This is a genomic window from Ralstonia mojiangensis (assembly GCF_023955645.1).
Classification (GTDB): domain Bacteria; phylum Pseudomonadota; class Gammaproteobacteria; order Burkholderiales; family Burkholderiaceae; genus Ralstonia; species Ralstonia mojiangensis.
Map to the genome: position 1 here is coordinate 296,113 of NZ_JAMXHU010000005.1, position 15,088 is coordinate 311,200.

Here is a 15,088-nt window from a genome sequence, read left to right on the forward strand (position 1 = left end):
CTGGCAACCACGATGCAGCGCTCCAGACCACTGCCGCAGCGGCACAGTGGCGCAGTGGCAATCGTTCTGGTGCCTGGCAGTGATGCACCTGAGCCAGCGCAGATTCCGTGAATGCCACGCTGCTGACGAAACGCTCCGGCGTCACCGTCGCCTAGCCTCGCACCGGTTGGCGCATCGATATCAGTTGATCAAATCCTTAGCAGCCTTGGCGCCCTCTTCCATCAGCTTGGCTTGCGCGTTGGCGCGGTTCAGCACGTTCTGCAGCTCCGCACTGCGGATCATGGTCTCGGCCTGCATCTGCATGATGCGTTCCATGCGCGAGTCTGCGTCACCGTGTGCGCGAGGCAGTTCCGAGCGGGGCAAATCCGCGCGGCGTTGCTTGGCTTGGGGCTGTGCAGCGGCATCATCACCACTCGACTCGCGTGGGCGCTTCGTGCCGCGCGCAGACAACGCCCCAAGTTCCCCTTGCGACGTACGTGCCGTGCGCTGAGGCACCTGAGGCTGCGACGGCTTGACCGGCGACGAGCCTGGCGCGTCGTTACCGCTGATGTGTGTCTGGACGCTCGGTCCACTGATCTTCGATGGAATCGGCATGGCGGGCAGAAATGGGGCAAGAACGCTTGCATGCTAGGCGGCCCATTGCAGCGTCCCGCACAATCATGCGAAAACGCAATCGCAAACGCGAAGCCGCTCCACATGGGCCATGGCATGTCGAGCAATCGGCCGCCAACCACTCACACCATCAAATACGCGCTCGGAGGCGTTGATGTACGTGCTGGACCACGAACCGCAAAGCTGGTTTTTATTTGAAGCAGATGGCGAGCTGTATCTCGATGCCAATTGCAACCATGGGGCAGTCGGCTACAGCTTCATGATTCGGCTGACCACGGCGGAAGTTCAAAAGTATCGCGATGAAGGTCGGGATTACCTGAACTGGCTGGCTCAGGACATACATAACTCCGCGCCGATTTTGGTTGCCAGTTCATCGCCATATAAAACCCGAAAGGCGACCAAGGAAGAGGAAGCCGAAGCGAGCACTGCGTTGGCGGCATGGCAGGCGGAGCGAATTCGGAGCCTCAAGCTGGGCGCTTGAGGCTTAAACCCCCGACTGCCACCCCTCAACCCCCGCTTGCCGCCCTCCAAGCCCCAACCGTGGGGCTTTTTGCTCCGCCGCTGCTGCTTTTTGCAGCAATGGGTCGGACCTTTTACCTCGACGCATGGCGCTCCGAACTCCATGCGTGGGGCTCTGAACTCGGAGAACGACTCTTTTTGCCTCGCGCTTGCTGCTTTTTTCAGCAACACATGCTGCTTTTTTGAGCTCGGTCGAGGGTCTGACCTCGGTGATTGGGGTTCTGAACTCCAGCGTTGAAGCTCGGAGCCCGGCGTGTGGGGCTTTTTGCTCGGCGTTTGCGGTTCGGAACTCGGCGCCCCGAGTCCGGAGCCCGGCGCGCGGCGTTCTGGACCCCGCGAATGCGCTCTGATTTGACCTCCGAGACAAACCGCAACTTGCCGCCGCGGCTCGCCGCCCATAAACTCACCCTCGCTCGCGCAAACCAAGCGCAGCCGGGACTGCAATCCCGAATTCAAGTTCACCCGTGAGTGCCGTTATAGCCCTCGCGTGCCGTCGTTCGTCCCTATGGGCGGGCCCGGCAGGGAGGGCCTCGGCCCTGCCGGTTGTGGTGAACTTGATCGGTATTGCAGACCTTGTCGTGTGCCCGCCCACCCTCCCAGGTGGGTGGCTCCTCACTCAACCAGAGGCAAGACAATGGATCAACCGACCCAAGCTGTACCCATCCCACGCGGGCATCGCCCCGCAAACTGTCACTTCACCGGCATCGCGCAACGTCCTCCGTCCGGAGGTGCCCGATGAGCATTGAAGACAATCTCCTGTATGCACAAGGCGCCCTGAGCGGGCGGGATTATCTACGGCGCACCCAAATGAACATGAAGGTGCAGCGGCAGTTCATCCCGCAGACTTTGCGCTTGGAATACCAGCTTCACGTCAAGGACAAGGCCGTTGAATATCAGGCCGGGTTTCTCGATGCGATTGGCGCTTACATGCTGACGTCGCTGGATGGTGTGACAGTGGACTTGTACCGGTGGGAAGTTCTGAGCGTGCTTCAGCGCGCGAACAAGCTGAAATAATAAAAACAGCAGTAAAAGCGAACCCGCGACGGGCGGGGGCGCTTGCAGAAACGGTATCTCGTTATGAGGTGACGTCGGACTCCAACAAGCCATCACGGCGGCAGGAAATCCGGATGCCAGTGCAGTTTCAATTCCACCCCTCCACACCCGGCACCCGCATCCCCTCCACCTCCGGCAAGTCAATCCCAAAGTACTCAGCCAACAGCCCCCGCAACGCCCGCCGGTCTTCCAATTCAAACCTGTGCGGCGTATTCCCGCGCCAGATCGTGGCATCCCGGTTCATCACCGTCACACGCCCTTCGTCGGTCAATGCCCGCATGAGGATGCGGTTCATGAAGGGCGATGCCGGATACGTGCTCGTGTAGTGGTTCGCCATTTCGAAATCGATCGGGTAGTCCTGCTCCATCGTGGTGACCCAGGCGTCGACGGGCGTGTCGCTGCGCACCTGTGCGCGGAGTATCCAGCGGTCTTCATCGCGCGCCATCCAGTGCAGTTCGCCATCGATATTGGCTTGCGTGCCGTCCAGCGGCACCGGCACACGCGGGGCCAGCGAGCCAAAGCCGGGGTCGACGACAAAGGTGCCTTCGGGCAACGGCACCGTCAGGAACATGTGGGTGCGCGGCGCCTCCGTGCGCGGGGCGAGCAATACCACGCGCGACGAGTGGCGCGTGGGCTGAAAGCCAAGCTGCTCCAGCACGGCGGCAAACAAGGTGGCGTGCTCAAAGCAGTAACCGCCGCGGCGTGCGTGAACGAGCTTGTTCTGCAGGCTTTCCAGGTCGATCCGGATGCCGCGCCCGAGCAGCACGTCGAGGTTTTCGAACGGAATGTGCCGCATGTGCGCGTGCACCAACTGCGCGAGCGTGTCGTAGCTGGGGCGGCTGCTGCCGCCCCACTGGATGCGGTTGAAGTAGGCGTCCAGATTGAGTTGCGATGTCACGTGTTGTCTCCTTGTGCGCCGGGGGTGACGCCACGTCAGCCCGGTTTGCGGCGGCGGAACTGCTGTTCGGTTACGGTGCTGCCCCACTGCGTGCCAGCCTCTTCCTGCGTGAGTTGAAAGCCGAACGATTCGTAGAGGTGGCGGGCGGCATCCAGGCCCTTGAAGGTGTTGAGGTAGGTCTCGTCAAAGCGCTCGTCGACAAAGCGCATGGCCTGCGACATGAGCTTACGGCCAATCCCGGTGCCGCGTAGTGAATCATCCACGATGAACCAGCGCAGGTGTGCAGCACGATAGTGCGGGTTGCCGTCGATGGCGAGCGATGCGAGGCAGCGGTTGTTCTCTACACACAGCCAAAGTGCCTTGTTGGCGTCGGGCAGGGATTGCGCAAAGTCGGCCAGTTCCTTGGCGACGCGACGCTCGAAGAACACGCCAAACCCCCAATGCTGTGCGTAGAACCGGCCATGCAGGCTGGCGATATCGCCAATGCAGCCGGGCACGTAGCCTTGCACGATCTGGGGGCCAGCATCAGTGGGGGCTTGCGCGGGCTTGTGGTCGTTGTCGTCGGCCAGCGCGCTGACGTATTGCGACAGCGATGCAACCAGCCGTTGCTGGTCTGCGGGCGTCAGGTGACGCAGCGCATTGGAGACTTGGCCGGAGGCAAAGGCGTCGATCTTGCGCCGCAGTTGCTGGCCGTCTTTGGTGAGGTGCAGTTCGGAAGATCGGGCGTCTGCACAGGTGCGGCGCTCGACCAGCCCGGCGGATTCCAGCCGGGTGACCTGGCGGCTGGTGCTGGATTTGTCCAGCCGCAGGCGTTCAGCCAGGTCGCGTGCCTGGATGCCGGGCGTGCCGGCAATCTCCAGGATCGCGTGCACGGCAGACGGCGGCAGGTCGCTCTCAGCCAGCGTGTTGCGCATGAAGCCGAGTTCGCGAACGAGCTTGCGCGAAATCTCCCGCAGCTCGCGGATGGTTTGCTCGCGTGATTGCGTGGGCGCTTCAATGAAGTCCATACCGGCCTCGATTAGTTGTTTCGCGCAACCAATATAGTTGCACGAAACAACCTTTTCAAGGCGCGGCGGTGCTGTGGCGGGCAGCGCCTAAAAGGCTTGTCGCCAGTGCTCAGGCAAACGCGGGCCGGCTGGCTCCATCTGACAGACGGAATACCGACACCGCGCGGCGCAGCGTCGTCGCCTGCTCTTCCAGCGATTGCGCTGCCGCTGCGGCCTGCTCGACCAACGCGGCGTTCTGCTGCGTGACTTCGTCCATCTGCGTGACGGCCTGGTTGACCTGCTCGATGCCCCGGCTTTGCTCGGCAGAGGCGGCGGCAATCTCGGCCACGATCTCCGACACGCGACGGATGGCATCCTTCACTTCGCTCATGGTCTCGCCCACCGCAGCCGCCTGTTGCGAGCCCGCCTGCACCACGGCAACGGAGTCGCCAATCAGCCCCTTGATCTCCTTGGCGGCGGAGGCCGAGCGTTGCGCAAGCGTGCGCACCTCGCTGGCAACGACGGCAAAGCCCCTGCCCTGCTCTCCGGCGCGCGCGGCTTCCACTGCGGCGTTCAGCGCGAGGATGTTGGTCTGGAAGGCGATGCCCTCGATCAACCCCGTGATCTCGGAGATCTTGCCGGAGCTGGTGCTGATCTGGTCGATGGTGCCGACCATGGCCTGCACGGCCTCGTTGCCGGCCTGCGCGATCGTGCTGGCGCTGGAGGCGAGGCTGTCGGCCTGGGCGGCGTTCTCGGCGTTCTGTTTCACGGTCTCGGTCAACTGCGTCATGCTCGACGCGGTTTCCTCAAGCGATGCGGCCTGCTGTTCCGTGCGGGCAGACAGATCAATGTTGCCGGCTGCGATTTCCTTGGACGCCACCGTCACGGATTCGGCCGATACCTTGATGCCGCGCACCGTGTCGGTCAACTGCTGATCCATCGTGCGCAGTGCGGCCAGCAGCTCGCCAAACTCGCCGCGCGTGTCGATCACGATGTTGTTCTCCAACTGCCCGCCGGCAATGTGGTTAGCAACGTCCACCGCGCGGCTGAGCGGGCGAGAAATTGCACGCAGCAGATACCAGCACATGCCCACGCCCACCGCGAACCCCGCACACACCAACACAACAGCCATGCTGAAGATGGAGTGATAAGTCGCCTCGCTATCGTCGACGGCCAACTTGGCCTGTTCCAGATTGATGGCAATGTCTTTTGCCAGCAGTTCGCTCACGGCCTGGCCGGATTGAGCGTGGCGATTGATGATCTGCGCGGCAGCATCATGGCGGCCCGCCTGTAGTGCTTCAATCGCTTCGTTCGTAGCGGTGTTGAATTGCGGCAGGGCGTCGTTGATCTTGCTGGCGACCTCGCGCTCCTGCTCGCTCGTCACGCTGGCGGGGTAGTACTGCTTCCACGCGCCGTTGATCTGATCCAGATCCGCACGCACGGTGCGCACGGCCGCTGCCACCTGCGCCGCATCGTCCGTGAAGACCTGCGCGCGGCGCAGTTGCAGGCGTACATCCAGTTGCGCCGTCCGAAGCTCGGCAAGCTGCGCGATGGGCAGCGTGTTGTTGGTGTATGCGTCGCCAATGTTGGCGTTCAGGCGCATCAGGCCTCGCACCCCAAACACACCGGTGGCCAGCAGCAGCACCAGACACAGACCAAAAGCCCCAAGCAATTTGAAGCGCACCGAATGCACGATGGACGGCATGATTTCCCCCCGACTTGTTTATCCGGAGGCACGTGCCCCGGATTTATGAATCTTCTACATCTGCATATCGGTAGGCCGCGAAATACCTTAAGTGCGTGAGTCAAAGCGCTCACATTGCGCTCTGCATCAGTGCGTGCCTTGGCGATTCGGGTGCGTGAGGGGAGACATCCGAGAGCCGGCCCGCGCGAGCGACGAGCCGACTTCGAGCAACGCGAGCGTGCGTGCCTAGTTGAACGGCGGCACGGCGTGCGACCGCATGACGATGGCCGAGGGAGCTGTGTCCTTGGTCGTTTCATTCGGGCGCCGCACAGGCTTGTGCGGGCTGGACGGCGGTACCGACACCCCGCGTTGCGCACGTCCAAGGAAACGCTGCATGAGGCAGAACACGCACAGCAACACCCCAATGGCGATGCGCGCCCACCAGGAGCTGAGCGTGCCGTCAAAGGTGATCAACGACTGAATGACGCCGAGCAACAGCACGCCCACCACGCTACCGCTGATCAGCCCCACGCCGCCTGTGAGCAACGTGCCACCGACCACGGTGGCGGCAATGGCGTCCAGTTCCATGCCCTGGGCATGTAGCCCGTAGCCGGAGAGCATGTAGAACGTGACCAGCACGCCGCCCAATGCCGAGCAGAAACCGCTGAGCACGTAGACGAGGATGCGCGTGCGCGCCACCGGCAAGCCCATCAGCAAGGCAGAGCGTTCATTGCCGCCCAGCGCATAGACCGTGCGGCCGAAGCGGCTGCAATGTGCAAGCCACGCCGCAGTAGCAAACACCACCAGCGCAATCACCACGCTGGGCGATACGTAGTTGCCGCCACCCACCTGGATCTTGTATTGCGACAGCGTGGTGTAGATCGGGTCGGTAATGCTGATCGAATCAATGCTGATGAGGTAGCACAGCCCCCGCGCGAGGAACATGCCGCCCAGCGTGACGATGAACGGCTGAATGCGGAACACCTGGATCATCACGCCCATCATCAAGCCGAACAGGCACCCGACAGCGAGCACCAGCGGCACCACCACGCCAATCGACCAGCCGTGATGTTCGACCAGCGCGGCCGAGATCATGGTGGTAAGGGCCACCACCGCCCCCACCGACAGATCGATGCCGCCCGACAGAATGACGAACGTCATGCCGATGGCAACAACCATCAGAAACGCGTTGTCGATCAGCAGATTGAGAAACACCTGCACGCTGAAGAAGCCCGTGTAAGTCACAGACCCAAAGCCAAACAGCAGCGCAAACAGGAACAGCGTGACGTAGAACGGCAAGCGCCGTGGATTGATTCTCATGACTGCGCCCCTGCACGGCTTTGGCGTTGAAAGAGCATGCCGCGAAACGCTTCCGATTGCGCCAGGCACACGGCAAAAACCACCACGGCTTTCACCACGAGGTTGATTTCTGGCGGCACGCCCATGGAGTAGATCGCATAGGTGAGCGTCTGAATGATGAGCGCGCCAATCACGCTACCCCACAGGCTGAACTTGCCGCCCGCCAGCGAGGTACCGCCCAGCGTGACGGCCAGGATGGCGTCAAGCTCCAGCAGCAGCCCGGCGTTGTTGCCGTCCGCACTCTTGACGTTGGAGCAGATGATGAGCCCCGCAACGCCGGCCATGGCGCCGCAGAACCCGTAGATGCCAAACAGCAGCGCCTTGGTGTTGAGCCCCGCAAGCCGCGCGGCCACCGGGTTGATGCCGACGGCCTCGATAAACAGCCCCAGCGCTGTGCGATGCATCAACAACAGCAGCAGGCCCAGCACAGCGGCCGCGATGTACAGCCCGAACGGCAGCCCGAACAGATAGCCATTGCCCACAAAGAAGAATGGCTCGTAGTAGACGGTGATGATCTGGCCACCGGTAATGAGCTGCGCCACGCCGCGCCCGGCCACCATCAGGATCAGCGTGGCAATGATGGGCTGCATGCCTGCACCCGCCACCAGCAGGCCATTCCACAGGCCGCACACCAGCGCCACGCCCACGGCAGCCAGCAGCGCCAGCAGCAGCGGCACCTTGGTCACATACACGGGCAGGCCGTTCTGCACCACCAGCGTGCCGCCAATGAGCGATGCCGCAATGGCGCCGGAAATGGCCACCACCGCGCCCACGGAAATATCGATGCCGCCCACGGCAATCACCAGCGTCATGCCCAGGGATATGAGCATCAGCGGCGCGGCACGGTTGAGGATGTCGATCAGGCTGCCGTACAGGTGTCCACCGCGGATGTCGAGGTGAAAGAAATGCGGGTTGAACCACGCGTTGAGCAGACACAGCACGAGTAGCGTCACGCACGGCCAGAACAATCGGTGGCCGGTGAGTGCGCGCAGGTTGGCGGAGTTCATGCGGCGCCTCCGGTGGTGTTGGACTGGGTGTTGGACTGGCCGGCGGGCACGTCGCCGCCGGCAATCACGTGGCACAGGTTGTCTTCGGTCACATCGGCGCCGGCAAGCTCGCCCACCTTCTTGCGATCGCGCAGGATCGCCAGCCGGTGGCTCACACGCAGCACTTCCGGCAGCTCGCTGGAGATGAACAGGATGGCCATACCCTTGCGGCACTGCGCGGTCACCAGGTCCATGATGTCGAGCTTGGCGGCAATGTCGATGCCGCGCGTAGGCTCATCCAGGATCAGCATGGCCGGGTCGGTCGCCAGCCAGCGTGCGAGCACGGCCTTCTGCTGGTTGCCGCCCGAGAGCTGGCCGATGGGCTTTTCAGCGTCGGGCGTCTTGATGCCGAGCTGGGCGATGTACTGGTCGGCAATTTCGCGCTGGCGCTTCTTGGGTAGATAGCGGAACAGCCCACGCTTGGCCTGCAGCGCGAGGATGATGTTCTCGCGAATCGACAGCTCGGCGATGATGCCCTCGGTCTTGCGGTCTTCAGGGCAGAAGCCGATGCCCTGCCGGATGGCGTCACGCGGGGAACTGAACTGATGCGCCTGGCCCTGCACGTTGATCGAGCCCGCATCGTTGCGATCCACGCCAAACAGCAGGCGCGCGGTCTCGGTGCGGCCCGAGCCCAGCAGGCCGCCCAGGCCCAGCACCTGCCCAGGGCGGACGTCCAGATCGAGCGGCTGCACGACGCCACGGCGGCCCATGCCACGCGCGCTCAGGAACGCTGGCACGGTGTCATCCACAGGCGGCACTTCGGTGCGCTCGAAACGGCTTGCATCAATGTCGCGCCCGACCATCTTGTTGATCAGCTGCAGTTGCGGCAGATCGCGCGCAGCGTATTCGCCCTCCAGCCGGCCGTTGCGCAGCACGGTAATGCGGTCGGCAATGGCGTACGTCTGCTCCAGAAAATGCGTGACGAACAGCACTGCCATGCCGCGCGCCTTGAGCGTGCGGATGGCGGCAAACAGGCGGGCCACTTCGTCGTCGTCCAGGCTGGAGGTGGGTTCGTCCAGGATCAGGATGCGGGCTTCGGTGGAGAGCGCGCGCGCAATTGCCACCATCTGCTGAATGGCCACCGGATACAGCGACAGCGGCAGCGTCACGTCGATGTGGATGTTCAGATCGGCCAGCAGCGCCTGCGCGGCACGGTTGGTGGCGCGCCAGTCGATGCTGCCCATGCGCATGGGGAAGCGGCCGATGTGGATGTTCTCTGCCACGGTCAGGTTCGGGCAGAGATTGACCTCCTGATACACCGTGCTGATACCGAGCTTTTGCGCCTCCAGCGGCGAGCCCGGCGCGATGGGCTGACCGCTGAGCACGATCTCGCCCGCATCGGGCGCCTCAACGCCAGTCAGCACCTTGATAAGCGTCGACTTGCCGGCGCCGTTCTGCCCCATCAAGGCATGCACTTCACCGGGAAACAAGCGGAAATCGACCCCGGCCAGCGCCTGCACGCCGGGAAAGTTCTTGGAAATGCCGCGCATGTGCAGCAACGCGCCACGGGCATCTGTGGCGGCGGCATGATCAACGTGATCCAACATGGATGTCACCTGTTAACGTGGCGCAGCCGGCATGGCGAAACAAAGTCGCCCTGCCGGCCCGCTCGGAACCTGTTCATGATCCGTAGCAAGCGGCCCGCGGTTGGCAGAACGCGTTGTCCAAACCGGCAGCCGTACGTCAATGCGGCGAGCACGAATTTGGCAAACCCGGTACCAAGGTCGGGCCGCGCAGCAGGATCAGTACTTGCGGTTCGGAAACTCCTTGGCCGCCACGTCCATCGGGAAGATGCCTTCCTTGGTGACGATACGCTTGGGCACGGTCTTGCCCGCCAGCACGGCGCGCGCGGTATCCATCAGTTGCGGCCCGAGCAGCGGGCTGCATTCCACCGTGACGTTCAGCTTGCCGGCCATCATGGCTTCAAACGCGCCCTTCACGCCGTCGATGGAGATGATGGTGATGTCCTTGCCCGGCTTGAGCCCGGCCTCTTCAATGGCCTGGATCGCACCGATCGCCATGTCGTCGTTGTGCGCAAACAGCACGTTGATCTTCTTGCCCTCGGCCTTCAGGAAGGCCTCCATCACTTCCTTGCCCTTGGCGCGGGTGAAGTCGCCGGTTTGCGAGCGGATGATCTTGTAGTGCGGATCGGCCTTGATGATTTCCTCAAAGCCACGCTTGCGGTCGATGGCAGGCGCGGAGCCGACGGTGCCTTGCAGCTCGACGATGTTCACGTCGCCCTTGGGCTTGACGTTCTCAAGCAGCCAGCGGCCCGCCTTGCGGCCTTCCTCAACGAAGTCCGAGCCGATGAACGTGGTGTAGAGCGAGGTGTCTTTGCTGTCGATGCCGCGGTCGGTCAGGATGACCGGAATCTTCGCGGCCTTGGCCTCTTGCAGCACGGTGTCCCAGCCGGATTCCACCACCGGCGAGAACGCAATCACATCGACCTTCTGCGCGATGTACGAGCGGATCGCCTTGATCTGGTTTTCCTGCTTCTGCTGCGCGTCGGAAAACTTCAGGTTCACGCCCTGCGCCTTGGCCGTCGATTTGATGGACTCCGAATTGGCGGTGCGCCATTCGCTTTCGGCACCCACCTGGGCAAAACCCATGGTGAACGACTTGTCAGCCGCGTGAGCCGCGGTGGTCAGGCCCGTGGCCAGCAGCACGCCGGCCGTGGCCAGCAAGCTCAACACGGTCCGTCTGGCGCGCGAAGCGCTCGTTTTTTTCATCGTTTGTCTCCGTTATGGTGGAGCGCAGCCGGTAACTGCCCCCGGGGCTGCGCACGTCGTCTTTGCAACGCGGTACACGAGTCAAACCCAGCAGGGACGACCGTCTTCCCCTGCCGGCGATTCGTGGTGAGCCATGGTATTGACAGCCTGACATGACCGTCTAATGTTTTTTTGGGGGCCAACCGATATCGCTTTTGATATCAGACAGGCGTTTGCGCATCGTGCAGCGCACCAAAATCGCGCGTAAAGATGGCAGCCCCGCAGTGTGCTCAGCGAGATTCCGCCAGCGATGCCGCCACGTGCGAGAACGCCACGCGCTGACGGCGAAAGTCATTGGGTGACAGACCCTGGCGGCGGCGGAAGACCAGCGCAAAGTGGCTCGCGCTCTCAAAGCCCACCGCAGTTGCGATCTCCAGGACGGACATGCGCGTCTCGGTCAGCAGACGGCTGGCAAGTTGCAGGCGGCGCTCGGTCACGTACTGGTGCGGCGTGCGGCCGCTGGCTTCTTTGAAGCTGCGAGCAAAGTGATGCACGCTCAAGTCTGCAATGCCGGCCATGTCGCGCACGCTGATCGGCTGCGTCACGTTGGCTTCCACAAACTCCATCACGCGGCGCAGGACGTGCGCGGGTAGCGATGCGCGCGTGGCGATCTCCTTGTTGCGCTGCGCGCTGTCGCGGGCTTCTTCGAGATGCGTGCAGGCACGCACGATGATGCGCATGGCGCCACCCATCACCGTGTCGTTCATCCAGGCGCGATCGGGCTTGGATGAAGACAGGCTGCAGAAGACGATCCAGGTGGAGCGCGGCGTCATCTGATGGCGCAATGGCGCGCCCCACACGATGCCGCTATTCAGGTTGAAGCGCGCCAGATCGGCAAAGAAGGTTTCGATGCGAGGGTCGGCATGGTCGGCACATACGCGCTCACGCAGGTAAGGGATGTCCCATGCCAGGGGCAAGCCGCAGTCCCCCTGCAGGGCGATGCGCGGGTCGATCTCGAAATGGCGCTGCTCCAGATAGCGCTCTTCCCAGCCGGCGGGGGAATTGGTGTTGTAGAGCACGCGTTGCTCGCCCCGCTGCTTGCCCGCCTCGCCGATGTATTCCATCAGGCCAAACGAGAGCCACTCGAAGTCGACGTCGTGCATGGCTTGCCGCAATGTGTCAGCAAAGCCGGCGGAAAAATCTTGCAGGCGTGCGCCCTGGTCCATCACCCGTATCCGTTGTTTTCGTGCGCCGTCTGAGACGCGGCGCTCCGTACATCTGATGCCGGCCCGCGTGCGCGGCGTGCGGGCGGCTCAAAACAATCTCGCAACTATAGCGGCCGCGCGAGTCAGAAACCGAGCATGCATATCGAAAAAGCTTCGTTCCGCTGCATACGTCTGCTTTTTACACTGGGCGCACTTGTTATGACGAGTTCCGCGCCCGATGACGACCTCTAATCTGCACCGCCAACCGGCCCTGCCGCTCTATGAGCGCATCAAGGGCGCGCTGCGCGAGGGCATTCTCAACGGTCACTACGCGCCAGCATCGCTGCTGCCGTCAGAAGCGGCCCTGGGCGCGCATTTCAACGCCAGCCGCATCACCGTGCGTCAGGCGTTGGCCGATCTGCAGAACGAAGGGCTGATCTTCCGCCGTCACGGAAAAGGCTCGTTTGTGAGCCAGCCAAAGGCGTTTCAGAACGTAACGGCGCTGCAGGGCTTTGCCGAGGCGATGTCGGCACAAGGTCACGCGATTCGCAATCGCGTGCTGACGCTTCGGACCGTCCCGGCGCCGACCGACGTGGCGCAAGCGCTGCAGTTGGCCCCCGGCACGGCCGTCGTGGAGTTGCATCGCGTGCGCTTGCTGGACCGGTTGCCCGTGTCGCTCGAGGTGACGTGGCTGCCGGAAGCACTGGGCAGCGTCGTCGCCCGGGCGGACCTCGTCACGCGCGATGTGTTTCTCGTGTTGGAGCAGGACGCGGGTGTGGCGCTGGGCCACGCGACGTTGGCCATCGATGCGGCATTGGCCGATCACGCGACAGCCACCGCGCTCGACACAGGCGCGGGCGCAGCGCTGCTGCGTGTGGAGCGCCTGACGCATGACGCACAAGGCACGCCCATCGACTTTGAACGCCTTTATTTTCGCGGCGACGCCTTCCAGTACCGGCTTCGGCTGGACCGGCACGTGGCGGCGCACGCGCAATCCATCCTCCCTTTGCAAGGCACCGTATGAACACGTTGGAACTGGAGTACGACCTCGTCGTCGTAGGCGGCGGCACGGCCGGCCCGATGGCGGCCATCAAGGCAAAAGAACGCAACCCCGCGCTGCGCGTGCTGCTGATCGACAAGGCGCACGTGAAACGCAGCGGCGCCATCTCGATGGGCATGGATGGGCTGAACAACGCCGTCATTCCCGGGCATGCCACGCCGGAGCAATACACGCGCGAAATCACGCTGGCCAACGATGGCATCGTCGATCAATCGGGCGTATATGCCTATGCGCAGCACAGCTTCGCCACCATCGAGCAGCTCGACCGCTGGGGCGTGAAGTTCGAGAAGGACGAAACCGGCGACTACGCCGTCAAGAAGGTCCATCACATGGGCAGCTACGTGCTGCCGATGCCGGAGGGGCACGACATCAAGAAGGTGCTGTATCGGCAGCTCAAGCGTGCACGGGTGGAGATCACGAACCGCATTGTCGTCACGCGTGTGCTGACGGATGCCGATGGCGCAGCCTGCGGCGTGCTCGGTTTCGATTGCCGCACTGCAGATTTTCTCGTGGTGCGTGCAAAGGCCGTGGTGCTGAGTTGCGGTGCGGCTGGACGGCTTGGTTTGCCGTCGTCCGGCTACCTGATGGGCACGTACGAGAACCCGACCAACGCCGGCGATGGCTACGCGATGGCGTATCACGCGGGCGCGGAGCTTTCCAACCTGGAATGCTTCCAGATCAACCCGCTCATCAAGGACTACAACGGCCCCGCCTGTGCGTATGTGACCGGCCCGCTGGGCGGCTACACGGCCAACGCCCGCGGCGAGCGCTTCATCCAGTGCGACTACTGGAGCGGCCAGATGATGTGGGAGTTCTACCAGGAGCTGCAGGGCGGCAAGGGCCCAGTGTTTCTCAAGCTCGACCACCTGGCCGAGGAAACCATCCAGACCATCGAGACCATCCTGCACACCAACGAGCGCCCCAGCCGCGGCCGCTTCCACGCGGGGCGCGGCACCGATTACCGCACGCAGATGGTGGAGATGCACATCTCGGAAATCGGCTTCTGCAGTGGGCACAGTGCGTCTGGCGTGTATGTGAATGCGCGCGCGGAAACCACCGTGCCAGGGCTTTACGCAGCGGGCGACATGGCCGCCGTGCCGCACAACTACATGCTCGGCGCGTTTACGTATGGCTGGTTTGCGGGCCAGAACGCAGCGGACTACATCGCCGGCCAGCAAGGCGACGCCCGCATCGACGACGAACAGATCGCCCGCGAGCGCACGCGCATCTTTGCGCCGCTGCAACGCGACCACGGCCTCGCGCCCGCACAAGTGGAATACAAGCTGCGCCGCATGGTGAACGATTACCTCCAGCCGCCCAAGGTCACGCGCAAGATGGAAATCGGCCTGCGCCGCTTCGACGAGATTGCCGAAGACATCACGCACCTGCACGCGCGCAATCCGCACGAGCTGATGCGCGCGATGGAAGTCAGCTTCATCCGCGATTGCGCGGAGATGGCCGCGCGTGCCTCGCTGTTCCGCACGGAAAGCCGCTGGGGCCTGTATCACCATCGCGTGGATTATCCCGAACGCGACGACGCCAACTGGTTCTGTCACACGCGCCTGTACAAGGACGCACACGGCGCCATGGCCAGCCGCAAGCAGGCGGTTGAGCCGTACGTCATCCCTGTCGATGTGCTCGGCACCGATTCCTACGCGCACCTGCGCATTCCGAAGGCTGCATGACCATGCAACAGACGACCGTTCATTTCACCCACACGCCGCACGACATCACCTCACGCAGCAGCGCGCCCGTCACCATCGACGAAGCCAAGTGCATTGCCGACAAGGGCTGCACCGTGTGCGTCGACGTCTGCCCGCTCGACCTGCTCGCCATCGACCTGACCAAAGGGAAGGCTTTCATGCAGTTCGACGAATGCTGGTACTGCATGCCGTGCGAGCAGGACTGCCCGACCGGCGCGGTGAAGGTCGACATCCCGTATCTGTTGCGCTGAGGTG

14 protein-coding genes are annotated in these 15,088 nt (G+C 63.2%); 5 read left to right on the plus strand and 9 right to left on the minus strand.

Going from position 1 to position 15,088, the window contains the following annotated elements; genetic code table 11:
• Positions 1 to 180 precede the first annotated feature (180 nt).
• On the minus strand, positions 181 to 594 hold the full coding sequence (locus NG898_RS21820) for a hypothetical protein (RefSeq protein ID WP_252694388.1): 414 nt from the start codon (positions 592 to 594) through the stop codon (positions 181 to 183).
• A 172-nt stretch (positions 595 to 766) separates the two neighbouring features.
• Here NG898_RS21820 and NG898_RS21825 point away from each other — a divergent pair, with 172 nt between their 5' ends.
• A complete protein-coding gene (locus NG898_RS21825) occupies positions 767 to 1,093 on the plus strand; it encodes a hypothetical protein (RefSeq protein ID WP_252694389.1) in 327 nt (108 codons plus the stop codon).
• A gap of 773 nt (positions 1,094 to 1,866) precedes the next feature.
• Complete coding sequence (locus NG898_RS21830) at positions 1,867 to 2,145, plus strand: hypothetical protein (RefSeq protein WP_252694390.1); 279 nt, start codon at positions 1,867 to 1,869, stop codon at positions 2,143 to 2,145.
• A 127-nt stretch (positions 2,146 to 2,272) separates the two neighbouring features.
• Here NG898_RS21830 and NG898_RS21835 read toward each other — a convergent pair whose 3' ends face one another.
• The 8 genes from NG898_RS21835 to NG898_RS21870 form a co-directional block, all read right to left on the minus strand.
• Positions 2,273 to 3,082 carry an arylamine N-acetyltransferase family protein gene (locus NG898_RS21835; protein ID WP_252694391.1) on the minus strand — a complete coding sequence of 270 codons (810 nt, stop codon included), beginning with the start codon at positions 3,080 to 3,082 and terminating at the stop codon, positions 2,273 to 2,275.
• A 35-nt stretch (positions 3,083 to 3,117) separates the two neighbouring features.
• Entirely contained in the window at positions 3,118 to 4,089 is a 972-nt protein-coding gene (locus NG898_RS21840) for a helix-turn-helix domain-containing GNAT family N-acetyltransferase (protein WP_252694392.1), read from the minus strand.
• Between the two features lie 109 nt (positions 4,090 to 4,198).
• Positions 4,199 to 5,773 (minus strand): methyl-accepting chemotaxis protein, encoded by a 1,575-nt coding sequence (locus NG898_RS21845; RefSeq protein ID WP_252694393.1) that lies wholly within the window; start codon positions 5,771 to 5,773, stop codon positions 4,199 to 4,201.
• Positions 5,774 to 5,998: 225 nt separating this feature from the next.
• Positions 5,999 to 7,072 (minus strand): galactofuranose ABC transporter, permease protein YjfF, encoded by a 1,074-nt coding sequence (gene yjfF / locus NG898_RS21850; protein ID WP_252694394.1) that lies wholly within the window; start codon positions 7,070 to 7,072, stop codon positions 5,999 to 6,001.
• The gene (locus NG898_RS21855; protein ID WP_252694395.1) at positions 7,069 to 8,118 is read right to left on the minus strand and encodes an ABC transporter permease; all 1,050 of its coding nucleotides are present in this window, start codon (positions 8,116 to 8,118) and stop codon (positions 7,069 to 7,071) included. The genes yjfF and NG898_RS21855 overlap by 4 nt, the downstream gene beginning before the upstream one ends.
• Positions 8,115 to 9,704 (minus strand): sugar ABC transporter ATP-binding protein, encoded by a 1,590-nt coding sequence (locus NG898_RS21860; protein ID WP_252694396.1) that lies wholly within the window; start codon positions 9,702 to 9,704, stop codon positions 8,115 to 8,117. The genes NG898_RS21855 and NG898_RS21860 overlap by 4 nt, the downstream gene beginning before the upstream one ends.
• A 195-nt stretch (positions 9,705 to 9,899) precedes the next feature.
• Entirely contained in the window at positions 9,900 to 10,886 is a 987-nt protein-coding gene (locus NG898_RS21865) for an ABC transporter substrate-binding protein (protein WP_252694397.1), read from the minus strand.
• A gap of 269 nt (positions 10,887 to 11,155) precedes the next feature.
• Positions 11,156 to 12,091, minus strand: coding sequence for a helix-turn-helix domain-containing protein (locus NG898_RS21870; protein WP_252694398.1), 936 nt, complete (start codon positions 12,089 to 12,091; stop codon positions 11,156 to 11,158).
• Positions 12,092 to 12,308: 217 nt separating this feature from the next.
• On the opposite strand from NG898_RS21870, the gene NG898_RS21875 reads away from it, so the two are divergent.
• Genes NG898_RS21875 through NG898_RS21885 form a run of 3 tightly spaced genes read left to right on the plus strand, consistent with a single transcriptional unit; the run spans position 12,309 to position 15,084 of the window.
• Positions 12,309 to 13,094 (plus strand): GntR family transcriptional regulator, encoded by a 786-nt coding sequence (locus NG898_RS21875; protein ID WP_252694399.1) that lies wholly within the window; start codon positions 12,309 to 12,311, stop codon positions 13,092 to 13,094.
• On the plus strand, positions 13,091 to 14,815 hold the full coding sequence (locus NG898_RS21880; protein WP_252694400.1) for a fumarate reductase/succinate dehydrogenase flavoprotein subunit: 1,725 nt from the start codon (positions 13,091 to 13,093) through the stop codon (positions 14,813 to 14,815). Before NG898_RS21875 ends, NG898_RS21880 begins: the two co-directional genes overlap by 4 nt.
• A gap of 2 nt (positions 14,816 to 14,817) precedes the next feature.
• Positions 14,818 to 15,084 (plus strand): 4Fe-4S dicluster domain-containing protein, encoded by a 267-nt coding sequence (locus NG898_RS21885; RefSeq protein ID WP_004627681.1) that lies wholly within the window; start codon positions 14,818 to 14,820, stop codon positions 15,082 to 15,084.
• The last annotated feature ends 4 nt before the right edge of the window (positions 15,085 to 15,088 follow it).

Bases quoted from the DNA above. Each gene is read 5' to 3' on its own strand.
- NG898_RS21840 (WP_252694392.1), bottom strand. From the start codon at position 4,089: ATGGACTTCATTGAAGCGCCCACGCAATCACGCGAGCAAACCATCCGC.
- NG898_RS21870 (WP_252694398.1), bottom strand. From the start codon at position 12,091: ATGGACCAGGGCGCACGCCTGCAAGATTTTTCCGCCGGCTTTGCTGAC.
- NG898_RS21825 (WP_252694389.1), top strand. From the start codon at position 767: ATGTACGTGCTGGACCACGAACCGCAAAGCTGGTTTTTATTTGAAGCA.
- NG898_RS21865 (WP_252694397.1), bottom strand. From the start codon at position 10,886: ATGAAAAAAACGAGCGCTTCGCGCGCCAGACGGACCGTGTTGAGCTTG.
- NG898_RS21855 (WP_252694395.1), bottom strand. From the start codon at position 8,118: ATGAACTCCGCCAACCTGCGCGCACTCACCGGCCACCGATTGTTCTGG.
- NG898_RS21820 (WP_252694388.1), bottom strand. From the start codon at position 594: ATGCCGATTCCATCGAAGATCAGTGGACCGAGCGTCCAGACACACATC.
- NG898_RS21830 (WP_252694390.1), top strand. From the start codon at position 1,867: ATGAGCATTGAAGACAATCTCCTGTATGCACAAGGCGCCCTGAGCGGG.
- NG898_RS21875 (WP_252694399.1), top strand. From the start codon at position 12,309: ATGACGACCTCTAATCTGCACCGCCAACCGGCCCTGCCGCTCTATGAG.
- NG898_RS21860 (WP_252694396.1), bottom strand. From the start codon at position 9,704: ATGTTGGATCACGTTGATCATGCCGCCGCCACAGATGCCCGTGGCGCG.
- NG898_RS21885 (WP_004627681.1), top strand. From the start codon at position 14,818: ATGCAACAGACGACCGTTCATTTCACCCACACGCCGCACGACATCACC.
- NG898_RS21880 (WP_252694400.1), top strand. From the start codon at position 13,091: ATGAACACGTTGGAACTGGAGTACGACCTCGTCGTCGTAGGCGGCGGC.
- yjfF (WP_252694394.1), bottom strand. From the start codon at position 7,072: ATGAGAATCAATCCACGGCGCTTGCCGTTCTACGTCACGCTGTTCCTG.
- NG898_RS21845 (WP_252694393.1), bottom strand. From the start codon at position 5,773: ATGCCGTCCATCGTGCATTCGGTGCGCTTCAAATTGCTTGGGGCTTTT.